Raw genomic sequence first — 12,856 nt, 5'->3', positions numbered from 1 at the left:
ACTCCGTGCTCTGCCCTCGCCAAGGAAGGAGAGTTTTTCCAACCCCGCCCCGGGGGGTGCTTCCCCCACTTTTCCCCACCCTTCCTTTCCGTCGCCGTGACCGGGAAGGTCACGGCGACGGACCGGCAGGTCGAGACAAGTGCATAGGCCAGTCATCACACACCTGTGCGGGCGCTCGCACGGCCGTGCACATATGTGCGCGACAATGGGGTCCGTGACCTCAGCGACGAGACAGCCCGAGACCCCGGCCCCGACCGTCCCGCCGCGGCTGATAGCCACGGACCTCGACGGCACCCTGCTCCGAGACGACAAGTCCGTCTCCTCCCGTACGGTCGCCGCCCTGGCGGCCGCCGAGCAGGCCGGCATCGAGGTCTTCTTCGTCACCGGCCGCCCGGCCCGCTGGATGGACGTCGTGAGTGAGCACGTCCACGGCCACGGCCTCGCGATCTGCGGAAACGGAGCGGCCGTCGTCGACCTGCACGGTGGCCCCGGCGCCCACCGTTTCGTCAAGGTCCGCGAACTGGCGCGGGAGAACGCGCTCGACGCCGTCAGGCTGCTGCGCGATGCCGCGCCGGGCACGGTCTACGCGGTCGAGCAGACGTACGGCTTCAACCAGGAGCCCGAGTACCCGAAGCTCCACATGGAGATCCCCGACATCCTCGCGCCGGCCGAGAAGCTGCTGGCCCCGGGTGGTGTCGCCGACCACGAGCCGGTGCTGAAGATCCTCGCGTACCACCCCTCGCTCGACCCCGACGACTTCCTCGCCACCGCCCGCATCGCCGTCGGCGACCGCGCCACCATCACCCGGTCCAGTCCCAGCGCCCTGCTGGAGATCAGCGGCCCGGGCGTCTCCAAGGCCAGCACCCTCGCCCTGTGCTGCGCCGAGCGTGGCATCTCACACGAGGAGGTCGTCGCCTTCGGAGACATGCCGAACGACGTCGAGATGCTCACCTGGGCCGGGCAGTCGTACGCCATGGGCAACGCACACCCGGAGGTCGTCGCGGCCGCCTCCGGCCGAACCGTCGCCAACAACGAGGACGGCGTCGCGGTCGTCATCGAGCGCCTGCTGGCGGAACGGCTGTAAGCAGGGGCGGGCGCGGCAGGCGAGACCCCAGCAACCGCGGGAGTCGCGCTCCGGCCGGAGCCCGCCCGCGCCCCCATCCCCCGCCACCGAGGTCCGCAGCACAAGCCCCGCTACGGCCGCAGCACAAGCCCCGCTACAGCCGCACCCCGTGCTCCAGCAGCCATGGCACGGGGTCCACGCCCGACCCCAGCTCCGGCGTGACCCGTACCTCGAAGTGCAGATGCGGCCCCGTGGAGTTCCCGGTGGTGCCCGACTGACCGATCCACTGGCCGGGCGTCACCCGTTCGCCCTGGTCGACTGTGACGGCGGCCAGGTGCGCGTACTGGGTGTAGTAGCCGTCCGGGTGCTGGAGAACGACCTCCATGCCGAAGGCGCCGCCGCACGACACCTTCACCACCCGCGCTTCGCCGACCGCCCGCACCGGCGTGCCGATGGGTACCGCGAAGTCCTGTCCGGTGTGCCGACTGGACCAGCGCTCCCCACCGCTGCCGAAGCTCGCGGAGAGCTCGTACGACTCCACGGGTGTGACCCATGGGCCGAAGCCGCCCGTGTTCGGCTGGTCCAGGCGGACGGCGCCCTGGCAGGCGCCGGCCGCGACGGCGGCGTCGGCCTGCCCCTGGAGGGTCCACTGGGCCTCTTCGAGTTTCCGCTGGATGTCCCGCTTGATCTCGCCGAGTTCCGTGTTCCGCTCCTCCAGCCTCCGCCAGGCCGTCGCGGCTCTCGCCTCGCCCGCCGCGAACCGCGCCTCGGCGCGCCGGCTCTTCGTCACCGCCTTGTCGAGCGCCAGATCGGCCTGCCGTCCGGCTCGCTGCCCCCGCATGAGTTCGTCGGGGTCGTCCGCGAGGAGCATCTGCGCCGTGTACGGCATCCCGCCGCCCTCGCGGTACTGGGCGCGGGCGATCCGGCCGAGGTCGGCATTGAGTGCGGCAAGCTGCTTCCGCTCCCGTCCGAGCAGCGTCTCCAGCCGCCGCACCTGTGCCCGTTGCCTCTCCGCTGCCTTCCGCCCGGCCTCGTACTGCTGCGTCGCCACAGCCGCTTCCTCGAAAAGCCACGCCACTTGGGCACTGATCCCGGCGTCACCGGCGGCGAAGACCGTGCCCTCGACGCCGCTGTCGCCGCTCTCGGCGGCCGTCGGCCGAGCCGCGAGAACCACGGCGGCACACAGCAGCACGGCGACGAGCACCCGATGTCGGCGAAGTGAACGCATGCCGCGATCGTGTCGCCCGGCGAGGACCGCGGTCATGTCGGGGGAGTCCAGCCGGGGGACACCCTGCCCTGGATGGACCAGGACGACTGGTCCGAACAGGGGCACGGTACCGGCGCATTCGGTGCAAATCCTTGCGTAAGCCCCTCGCCCACAAGGCACCTGACGTGGCACCAGCCCCGCGACAGCTTTCGTGACCTGGGCGCGGAGAAAAGCGCTCAGACCCTGACCAGCAGCTGACTTGCCGTCTCCCGCTCGACCATCGCCCGCAAGGGCCCGTCCGCCGAGACCAGTTCGGCGTACGTCCCGCGTTGCGCGACACGCCCCTCCGCCAGGACGACGACCTCGTCCACGGCCTCCAGTCCGGCCAGCCGATGGGTGATCAGCAGCGTCGTCCGGCCCTCGGTCGCGGCCAGCAGATCCGCGGTGAGCGCGTCGGCCGTCGGCAGGTCGAGGTGTTCCGCGGGCTCGTCCAGGACGAGGACCGGGAAGTCGGCCAGCAGCGCCCGGGCGAGAGCCAGCCGCTGACGCTGACCGCCGGACAACCGCGCCCCGTGCTCACCGATCAACGTGTCCAGCCCGTCGGGCAGCCCGTCGACCCAGTCGAGCAGTCGCGCCCGCGCGAGCGCGTCCCTCAACTCCTCCTCGCCTGCGTTCTTGCGGGCCAGCAGCAGGTTCTCACGCACGGAGCTGTCGAAGAGGTGGGCGTCCTGGGCACACAGCCCGACGAATCGTCGTACGTCGTCCCCGTCGAGCGTGTAGGCGTCCGCACCGCCCAGCGTGTACGACCCTTCACGCGCGTCCAGGAACCGCAGCAGCACCTGGGCGAGCGTCGTCTTGCCCGCCCCCGAGACACCGACCACGGCGACCCTCCGTCCTTGTTCGAGGGTGAGGTCCAGCCCGGCGAGGGCATCCCGCTCCTGCCCCGTGTACCGGGCCCCGAGCCCTTCGAGTCGCAAGGGGAACGGTGACACCGGCGGCTTCACGGGCCGCTCCGGTTCACGTACGGGGTCGGGGGCGTCCAGGACCTCGTACACCCGCTCCGCGCTCCTGCGCACCCGCTGGCGGAACTGCGCTGCGAGCGGCATCCCGAGCACCGCCTCGAACGCGGCGAGCGGGGTGAGCACGACGACCGCCATGGCCACGCCGCTCAGCCGCCCGTCGACGACCGCCCGCGCTCCCAGCAGCGCCGTGGCGGCGACGGTGAGCCCCGAGATCAGCGCGGTCAGACCGTCACCGATCGCGGTGGCGGTGGCGGCGCGTGAGGCGATCCGGGTGAGCACCCGGTCCGCCCGCATGGCCTCCGCCGTCCGAGCGGGCAGCGCACCCGCGACCGCCAGCTCGGCGGTGCCGGTCAGCAGGTCGGTCACACGGGTGGCCAGCACACCGCGAGCGGGGGCCAGCCGCTGTTCGGACCGCCGGGCCACAGCCGCGGTCACCAGCGGCACCCCGGCCCCGGCGGCGAGCAGCCCGACGGCGAGGGCGGCCCCGGCCTCGGGCAGCAGCCAGGCGGTGAACCCGGCGGAGGCGGCGGACACGGCCACCGCCGCCCCGGCCGGCAGCAACCAGCGCACCCAGTAGTCCTGCAGCGCGTCCACATCGGCGACGAGCCGCGAGAGCAGGTCGCCTCGCCGTGTCGTGCGCAACCCGGCGGGCGCCAGCCGCTCCAGCCGCCGGTAGACGGCCACCCTTGTGTCCGCCAGCATCCTCAGCACGGCGTCGTGCGACACCAGCCGCTCCGCGTACCGGAACACGGCCCGCCCGATGCCGAACGCCCGCGTGGCCGTCACCGCGACCATCAGATACAGCACCGGAGGCTGCTGCGAGGCCCGCGAGATCAGCCACCCGGACGTCGCCATCAGTCCGACGGCGCTGCCGAGGGCGAGGCTGCCGAGCAGCAGGGCGAGAGCGAGGCGACCTCGGCGGGGTCCGGCCATACGACGGACGCGGGTCAGTACTCCACCCCGCCGCTCAAGCGGGAGGCACGCCGAAGGCACCGCGGCCGCTGCTGCCGGCTTGTCCGGCCGACGGGGCGCAACGGCTTCCACACGGTCGGCGGAGGGCCCCGCGGCGGGTGCCATGGCCTCCTCCAGCCGTACCACCCGGTCCGCGATCTCGAGCAGCGCCGGCCGGTGCACCACCAGGAGGACGGTCCGGCCCACGGCCAGCCGCCGCACCGCCTCCACGACCTCAGCCTCGGTCTCCCCGTCCAGGGAGGCCGTCGGCTCGTCGAGGAGCAGAACGGGACGGTCGGCGAGGAAGGCCCGGGCTAGGGCGAGCCGCTGCCGCTGACCGGCGGAGAGACCGGCGCCGTCCTCCCCGAGCGCCGTGTCGGCCCCGGCAGGCAGCGCGTCCACGAACGGAAGCGCTCCGGCATCGGCCAGCGCCCGCCGCACCGCCGCGTCGTCCGCGTCCGGTCGGGCCAGCCGTACGTTCTCGGCGATCGACCCGGCGTACAGGTGCGGGCGCTGTGGGACCCAGGCGATGCGCGAGCGCCACTGCTCCACCTCGAGCGAGGCGAGATCGGCTCCCCCGACCGACACGGTGCCCGCGGTGGCCTTGGTGAATCCGAGCAGAACGTTCAGGAGGGTGGACTTGCCCACGCCGCTCGGTCCGACGAGCGCCACCGTCTCCCCGGGCGCGACCGTGAAGGACACGTCGGAGACGGCGTCGTACGAACGCCCCGGGTATCGGACGGTCACCCCCTCGAAGCGGACGTCACCGGAGAGCGGAACGGCGCCGGTGCCGGACGCCGGGACCGGTGTCTCCAGGACCTCGAAGATCTCCTCGGCCGCCGCGAGCCCTTCGGCGGCCGCATGGAACTGGGCGCCGACCTGGCGAAGCGGCAGATATGCCTCCGGCGCCAGGATGAGGATGACGAGCCCGATGTACAGATCCATCTCGCCGTGCACGAGCCGCATGCCGATGGTGACCGCGACCAACGCCACCGAGATCGTCGCCAGCAGTTCCAGCGCGAAGGACGACAGGAAGGCGATCCGCAGCGTCCGCATGGTCGCCTGCCGGTATTCGCCGGTGATCCGTTTGATCGACTCGGCCTGTGCCTTGGCCCGGCCGAACACCTTGAGCGTCGGAAGTCCGGCGACGACGTCGAGGAAGTGCCCCGAGAGCCGGGACAGCAGGCGCCACTGGCGATCCATCTGCGCACGCGTGGCCCAGCCGATGAGCACCATGAAGATCGGGATCAGGGGCAGGGTGCCGACGATGATCGCCGCCGACACCCAGTCCTCGGTGACGATCCGCGTGAGCACCGCCACGGGCACCACCACCGCGAGGCCCAACTGCGGCAGATAGCGGGAGAAGTAGTCGTCGAGCGCGTCGACGCCGCGCGTGGAGAGGGCGACCAGTGACCCCGTGCGCTGGCCGCTGAGCCAGCCGGGCCCGAGCATCAGGGCTCGACCGAGGAGCCGGCCTCGGAGCTCCGACTTCACGGCGGCACTCGCACGGTGGGCAGCCAGCTCGGTGAGCCACGCGACAGCGGCCCGTCCCGCGGCGACGGCCACCAACAGCAGCAGCGGGGTGCGGAGTTCACCGACGGTCATCCCGTGCTGGAAGCTACCGACCACCACCTCGGCGATGAGCATCGCCTGGGCGATGACGAGCGCGGCCCCGACGGCACCCAGGCCGACGACCGCCGCCAGGAAGAGCCGGGTCGCGCGGGCGTACCTCAACAGCCGCGGGTCGATCGGTTTCACGTGAAACACCCTCTTCTCAGCGAGCATGTTTCACGTGAAACACGCCCCTTTGACTGAAGGAGGCGCGTTTCACGTGAAACATCGCGAAACGCACCTCCCGGCCCAGGCTCAGTGCGCCGGCTCGGCGATGTGCTGCGTGCCGATCCGCTTGCGGAACACCCAGTACGTCCACCCCTGGTACAGCATCACGATCGGCGTGGCGACCGCCGCGCACCATGTCATGATCTTCAGGGTGTACGGGCTCGACGAGGCATTGGTGACCGTCAGGCTCCACTCCTCGTTCAGCGAGGACGGCATGACGTTCGGGAAGAGCGTCAGGAAGAGCATCGCCACGGCAGCCACGATGGTGAGCCCGGACAGAGCGAACGCCCAGCCCTCACGGCCGGCCCGAACGGTGACCAACGCGGCCACGAGCGCGGCAACCGCCACGACCAACGCCACCAGAGAAGGGCCGTCGCCCTTCTCGACCTGCGTCCACAGGAGGAACAGCAGCGCCAGCCCCGCCGTCACGACCCCGACGCGCAGCGCCAGCGTCCGCGCCCGTTCGCGGATGTCCCCGACGGTCTTCAGCCCGACGAACACCGTCCCGTGGAAGGTGAACAGCGTCAGCGTGACCAGGCCGCCCAGCAGGGCGTATGGGTTCAGCAGGTCGACGACACTGCCCACGTACTCGAAGTCGCGGTCGATCTTGACGCCTCGCACGATGTTGGCGAAGGCCACACCCCACAGGAAGGCGGGCAGCAGCGAGGTCCAGAAGATCGCCGTCTCCCAGTTGCGCTGCCACTTCTCCTCGGGCCGCTTCGCCCGGTACTCGAAGGCGACACCGCGAATGATCAGGCAGACCAGGATGAGCAGCAGTGGCAGGTAGAAGCCGGAGAAGAGTGTGGCGTACCACTCGGGGAAGGCGGCGAAGGTCGCACCACCTGCCGTGAGGAGCCATACCTCGTTGCCGTCCCAGACAGGTCCGATGGTGTTGATGAGGACCCGCTTCTCCGGCCGGTTCCGCGCGAGCAGCCTGGTGAGGACACCGACCCCGAAGTCGAAGCCCTCCAGGAAGAAGTAGCCGATCCACAGGACCGCGATGACGACGAACCAGACGTCGTGAAGTTCCATGACTGTGCAGCTCCCTCGGCCTAGTAGGAGAAGGCCATCGGCTTGTCGGCGTCCCGGGAGTCGCCGCCGATCTTCGTGGGCGGGTTGAGGTCGGCCTCCGTCAACTCGGGCGGCCCGGCCTTGACGTACTTCGCCAGCAGCTTGACCTCGACGACGGCCAGGATCGCGTACAGCGCGGTGAAGACGATCATCGACGTGAGGACCTCGCCCTGCGAGACACCGGGGGAGACCGCGTCGCGGGTCCGCAGCACTCCGTAGACGACCCACGGCTGGCGACCCATCTCGGTGAAGATCCAGCCCCAGGAGTTGGCGATCAAGGGGAAGCCCATGGTGAGGATCGCGATCCGCCAGTACCACGTGGTGGGGGTCGGGCCGAGAGCCTTGCCCGGCAGAAGCGCCAGATGCGGCACCTCGTCGTCACCCACCCTCAGATGCTGGGGGAGGAGGAACTTCTTGCGGGTCAGCCAGAGCCCGACGATGCCGAGGGCGAACGACGCCATCCCGAAGCCGATCATCCAGCGGAAGCCCCAGTAGGCGACGGGGATGTTGGGCCGGTAGTCGCCGGGCCCGTACTTCTCCTGCTCGGCCTTGTTGACGTCGTTGATGCCGGGGACGTACGAGCTGAAGTCGTCCTTGGCCAGGAAGGAGAGCAGACCCGGGATCTCGATGGCGACCCTGTTGTGGCCCTCGTCGACGTCACCGACGGCGAAGACCGAGAAGGGCGCGGGTGCCTCGCCGTCCCAGAGGGCCTCGGCGGCGGCCATCTTCATGGGCTGCTGCTCGTACATGACCTTGCCCAGCAGGTCGCCGCTGATCGCGGTGAGCATGCCGCCGACGATCACGGTGACCAGGCCGAGCCGCAGCGACGTCTTCATCACCGGGATGTGCCTCTTGCGGGCCAGGTGGAAGGCGGCGATGCCGACCATGAAGGCGCCGCCGGTGAGGAAGGCCGCCGAGAGGGTGTGGAAGACCTGGGTGAGTGCCGTGTTCTGGGTCAGGACCAGCCAGAAGTCGGTGAGCTCGGCACGGCCCTTGTCCTCGTTGATGCGGTAGCCGACGGGGTGCTGCATCCACGAGTTGGCGGCGAGGATGAAGTACGCCGACAGGATCGTGCCGATGGAGACCATCCATATGCAGGCAAGATGGATCTTCTGGGGCAGCTTGTCCCAGCCGAAGATCCACAGTCCGATGAAGGTGGACTCGAAGAAGAAGGCGATCAGCGCCTCGAAGGCGAGGGGGGCTCCGAAGACATCGCCGACGAAGCGCGAGTAGTCGGACCAGTTCATGCCGAACTGGAACTCCTGCACGATGCCCGTGACGACGCCCATCGCGATGTTGATCAGGAAGAGCTTGCCCCAGAACTTGGTGGCCTTGAGGTACTTCTCCTTCCCCGAGCGCACCCACGCGGTCTGCAGGCCGGCTGTGAGCGCGGCGAGCGAGATTGTGAGCGGGACGAAGAGGAAGTGGTAGACGGTCGTGATGCCGAACTGCCATCGCGCCAGTGTCTCCGGCGCCAGAGCGAGGTCCACGTCGTTCTCCTTACATGCCGTGGCACTGCGGCAGTCTGCCCCGCCCGTTCCGTACATCACGGGACAACCGGGACGCGCTTGTGAAAGCGTTCACATTCACAAGCAATTATGCCGCATACCCGTTCGGGTCTGGAGGGGCGGGGGGTCCCTATTCCCGCGCCGAAGGGCCCTTGAGTACAAACGCGCACGTCAGCCTCATGATCGAACGCAAAAAGGGCCCGAGGGGGAACCTCGGGCCCACGTCCTTCAAAGCCGCCGAAGACTAGAGCTCCTTGCGGAACTCCTCCGTCACCTTCAGAAAGATGTCGTTCGCCTCGTCCTCGCCGATCGTCACCCGGACACCTTCACCCGGGAAGGGCCGCACGACCACGCCGGCCTCCTCGCACGCGGTGGCGAAGTCGACGGTGCGCTCCCCCAGCCGCAGCCACACGAAGTTCGCCTGGGTGTCGGGCACCGTCCAGCCCTGGCCGCGCAGCGACTCGACCACCCGGTTGCGCTCGCAGACCAGCGTGCCCACCCGCCCGAGCAGCTCGTCCTCGGCGCGCAGCGAGGCGACCGCCGCGTCCTGGGCGAGCTGGCTCACCCCGAACGGCACAGCCGTCTTGCGCAGGGCGGCCGCCACCGGCTCGTGAGCGATCGCGAAGCCCACCCGGAGCCCTGCGAGCCCGTACGCCTTGGAGAAGGTCCGCAGCACACAGACATTCGACCGCTCACGGTAGAACTCCACACCGTCCGGCACCTCTACATCGCGCACGAACTCGCGGTACGCCTCGTCCAGCACCACCAGCACATCCCCGGGCACCCGGTCGAGGAACCGCTCCAGCTCGGCCCGGCGGACAGCCGTCCCCGTCGGATTGTTGGGGTTGCAGACGAAAATCAGCCGGGTCCGGTCGGTGATCGCGTCCGCCATCGCGTCCAGGTCGTGCACGTCGCCCGACGTCAGCGGCACCTGCACGGACGTCGCCCCGCTGATCTGCGTGATGATCGGGTACGCCTCGAACGACCGCCAGGCGTAGATGACCTCGTCGCCGGGCCCCGCCGTCGACTGGATCAGTTGCTGGGCGACACCCACCGAGCCCGTGCCCGTGGCCAGGTGTGTGAGCGGCACCCCGAAGCGGTCCGAGAGCTCGTTCATCAGCCCGGTGCACGCCATGTCGGGATACCGGTTGAACGACGTGGCCGCCCCGGTCACGCTCTCCAGCACACCGGGCAGCGGCGGATAGGGGTTCTCGTTGGAGGACAGCTTGTACGCCACCGGACCGCCCGCCGCGGCCGGCCTGCCGGGCTTGTAGGTGGGAATACCCTCCAGCTCGGCTCGCAGCTTGGGGCTCGTCTCGCTCACCGCAGTCCTCCTCGTCGACGTAATGCTTCTCACCTTATGAGGATTCGGCGCGCCTGCGAATGGGCTGTCGGCAACCAGGCCCCGTCACTGCCGTACCACCAGCATCACGGGCATCAGCACACGAAGGTGTACGAATCAGGGGGCGCGCTGCTCATAAACGCACGCGCCGGTGGCTCGCGCCGTGGCGCGCATCCCCCGTGCAGGTGAGTTGAGACCTCTTCGAGACATGAGCTACTTGGCAGGCTCATGCGTGCCGACAAGTAGCGTACTGACATTGGATCGTTCAACTCCCTTGCATTCCAAGGCAATTGGACATGGTTGACCTTGCAGAAACGTCTCTGTCAACGGGTGCATATGCGTCCGCACTACCCCACCGCATGAGCCCTACTATCGGCTCGCCATGACAGCAGCAGGGAAGCACCAGGTGAGCCGGGCGGAAACTCCCCGCCGAGGCAGCCGGTCGGGCCGGGCGGGCATCCGAGACGTGGCCGCCGCCGCCGGGGTCTCCATCACGACCGTTTCCGACGCCCTCAACGGCAAGGGCCGGCTCCCGGACGCCACCCGACGCCATGTACGCGAGGTCGCCGACCGACTTGGCTACCGCCCCTCGGCGGCGGCCCGAACCCTGAGAACGGGCAAGTCCGGCCTCATCGGCCTGACCGTGACCACGTACGGGGATGAACCTTTCACCTTCACCGAGTTCGCGTACTTCGCGGAGATGGCGCGAGCGGCCACCTCGGCCGCACTCGCCCGGGGCTACGCCCTGGTCATCCTTCCCGCGACCTCGCGCCACGACGTGTGGTCCAACGTGGCCCTGGACGGCACCGTGGTCATCGACCCGTCCGACCAGGACCCGGTGGTCAGCGAACTGGTCCGCCAGGGATTACCGGTGGTCTCCGACGGCCGCCCGGCCGGCGCGCTGCCGGTCACCGCGTGGGTCGACAACGACCACGAGGCCGCGGTCCTCGGCATCCTCGACCACCTCGCCGACGCCGGCGCCCGCCGGATCGGCCTCCTCACGGGCACGACGACGGACACGTACACCCATCTCTCGACGACCGCGTACCTGCGTTGGTGCGAGCGCGTGGGCCAGGATCCGGTGTACGAGGCCTATCCGGCGCACGATCCGTGCGCCGGCGCCGTGGCCGCCGACCGCCTGCTGGCCCGGCCCGACCGCCCGGACGCGGTCTACGGCCTCTTCGACCCGAACGGCACCGATCTTCTCGCAGCGGCCCGGCGGTACGGCCTGCGCGTCCCGGAAGACCTGCTCCTGGTGTGCTGCAGCGAGTCCGCCGTGTACGCCAGCACCGAGCCGCCGATCACCACGCTCTCGCTGAAGCCGCGCCGGATCGGCACGGCGGTGGTCCAGCTCCTCATCGACGCCATCGAGGGCGTCGAATCGGACCAACCGGTGGAGCAGGTGATACCGACGGAACTGATCGTGCGGACCTCGTCCGAGCGGCGTTCGCCGCGCACGACGGTCAGCCCGCCACGATCACCTGACGAGGGTTGACGCCCGACCTGAGGGCCCGGACACGAATTGGGCGGGACGAGCCCCGCCCAATTCGGGAGAAAACCGCGGTGAACCGGGGCCCCGCGCCATTTCACCACCCCTGGGTCATCACATGGCGCGATCCGCATTCCTATGATGGGCGGACGACACCGCGGGCCGCTGCGACCAGGCAGTCCGATGCGGTGCAGATGCGGCGCGATGGTGGTGGAGGGGTCGATGACTCAGGGGGCCGGTCAGGGACCCGAGGTGCGGACGCCGACGGTGCGCGATTTCCGTGTGCCCGCGTACGTCCACGAGGCCGGTCCGTACGGGCACACCACGCAGCCCGGACAGAGTGGTGATCCCGCCGACACCATGGAGTACCCCGAGGGGTACACACCCACCCAGCGGGACCTTCCGGTGATCAACCGGGGTGACACGCTTCAGGTGACCATCGATCCGGAGGCCGCGGCCGGCGAGCCGTCCACCGCCGGGCCGGGTCCGCTGTTCGTCGTCGGCGACGTCCACGGCTACCTGGACGAGCTCATGGGCGCTCTGCGGGAGAAGGGCCTCGTCGACGCCGCGGGCAGCTGGTCGGCGGGCACCGCCCGACTCTGGTTCCTCGGCGACTTCACCGACCGCGGCCCGGACGGCATCGGAGTCATCGATCTCGTGATGCGCCTGTCCGCCGAGGCCGCGGCGGCCGGCGGCTACTGCAAGGCCCTCATGGGCAACCACGAGCTGCTGCTGCTCGGCGCCAAGCGCTTCGGCGACACACCCGTCAACTCGGGCGCGGGCACCGCCACCTTCCAGGCGGCCTGGCTCCTCAACGGCGGCCAGAAGACCGACATGGACCGTCTCCAGGACCACCACCTGCAGTGGATGGCCCGCCTCGACGCCATGGAGGAGGTCGACGGCCACCTCCTGGTGCACTCCGACACGACCGCCTACCGCGACTACGGCGACTCCATCGAGGCGGTCAACGACACCATCCGCGAGACGATCACCCGCAACGACCCGGACGAAGTCTGGGACCTCTTCCGCAAGTTCACCCGGCGTTTCTCCTTCCGCGACGAGGGTGGCGCCGACGCCGTGCGCTCCCTGCTCGACATCTACGGCGGCACCCGCATCGTCCACGGCCACAGCCCCATCCCGTACCTCCTGGGCGAGGTCGGCTCGGAGGACGGCGAGGACGGAGCGGGCCCCTCGGTCGAAGGGCCGTACGTCTACGCGGACGGTCTGGCCGTCGCCATGGACGGCGGCGTGACGATGGCCGGAAAGCTGCTGGTCCAGCAACTCCCGCTGCAGCGCTGACCCCGCGGCGGGCCGACGCCCTCGGTCGAAAGAGTTCGCCGGCCGGGGTCCAATTTCTTCAAACC

Annotated in this window: 8 protein-coding genes; 3 read left to right on the top strand and 5 right to left on the bottom strand. The window is 69.9% G+C overall.

From position 1 onward, the window contains the following. Nucleotides 1-214: 214 nt before the first annotated feature. Nucleotides 215-1,084: an HAD family hydrolase gene (locus ACZ43N_RS12020; protein WP_468096929.1), complete on the top strand. Its 870-nt coding sequence runs from the start codon at nt 215-217 to the stop codon at nt 1,082-1,084. A gap of 133 nt (nt 1,085-1,217) precedes the next feature. Here the strand turns inward: ACZ43N_RS12020 and ACZ43N_RS12015 are convergent, their stop codons facing one another. The 5 genes from ACZ43N_RS12015 to hisC form a co-directional block, all read right to left on the bottom strand. Further along, nucleotides 1,218-2,291 carry a peptidoglycan DD-metalloendopeptidase family protein gene (locus ACZ43N_RS12015; protein WP_468096928.1) on the bottom strand — a complete coding sequence of 358 codons (1,074 nt, stop codon included), beginning with the start codon at nt 2,289-2,291 and terminating at the stop codon, nt 1,218-1,220. 215 nt (nt 2,292-2,506) lie between these two features. Further along, nucleotides 2,507-6,001: a thiol reductant ABC exporter subunit CydD gene (cydD, locus tag ACZ43N_RS12010; protein ID WP_468096927.1), complete on the bottom strand. Its 3,495-nt coding sequence runs from the start codon at nt 5,999-6,001 to the stop codon at nt 2,507-2,509. Nucleotides 6,002-6,109: 108 nt separating this feature from the next. After that, a complete protein-coding gene (cydB, locus tag ACZ43N_RS12005) occupies nt 6,110-7,114 on the bottom strand; it encodes a cytochrome d ubiquinol oxidase subunit II (protein WP_468096925.1) in 1,005 nt (334 codons plus the stop codon). Between the two features lie 20 nt (nt 7,115-7,134). Then, the gene (locus ACZ43N_RS12000) at nt 7,135-8,643 is read right to left on the bottom strand and encodes a cytochrome ubiquinol oxidase subunit I (protein ID WP_468096924.1); all 1,509 of its coding nucleotides are present in this window, start codon (nt 8,641-8,643) and stop codon (nt 7,135-7,137) included. Nucleotides 8,644-8,905: 262 nt separating this feature from the next. Further along, nucleotides 8,906-9,985 (bottom strand): histidinol-phosphate transaminase, encoded by a 1,080-nt coding sequence (hisC, locus tag ACZ43N_RS11995; protein WP_468096923.1) that lies wholly within the window; start codon nt 9,983-9,985, stop codon nt 8,906-8,908. A gap of 400 nt (nt 9,986-10,385) precedes the next feature. Between hisC and ACZ43N_RS11990 the strand changes: the two genes are divergently transcribed. Next, nucleotides 10,386-11,498 carry a LacI family DNA-binding transcriptional regulator gene (locus tag ACZ43N_RS11990; RefSeq protein WP_468096922.1) on the top strand — a complete coding sequence of 371 codons (1,113 nt, stop codon included), beginning with the start codon at nt 10,386-10,388 and terminating at the stop codon, nt 11,496-11,498. Nucleotides 11,499-11,699: 201 nt separating this feature from the next. Beyond that, on the top strand, nt 11,700-12,791 hold the full coding sequence (locus tag ACZ43N_RS11985; protein WP_468097085.1) for a metallophosphoesterase: 1,092 nt from the start codon (nt 11,700-11,702) through the stop codon (nt 12,789-12,791). Nucleotides 12,792-12,856 lie beyond the last annotated feature (65 nt).

It is taken from the genome of Streptomyces sp. NPDC030814, assembly GCF_055572155.1.
This window is presented reverse-complemented; position numbering and strand designations above follow the sequence as displayed.

Bases quoted from the DNA above. Each gene is read 5' to 3' on its own strand.
- ACZ43N_RS12015 (WP_468096928.1), bottom strand. From the start codon at position 2,291: ATGCGTTCACTTCGCCGACATCGGGTGCTCGTCGCCGTGCTGCTGTGT.
- cydB (WP_468096925.1), bottom strand. From the start codon at position 7,114: ATGGAACTTCACGACGTCTGGTTCGTCGTCATCGCGGTCCTGTGGATC.
- ACZ43N_RS11990 (WP_468096922.1), top strand. From the start codon at position 10,386: ATGACAGCAGCAGGGAAGCACCAGGTGAGCCGGGCGGAAACTCCCCGC.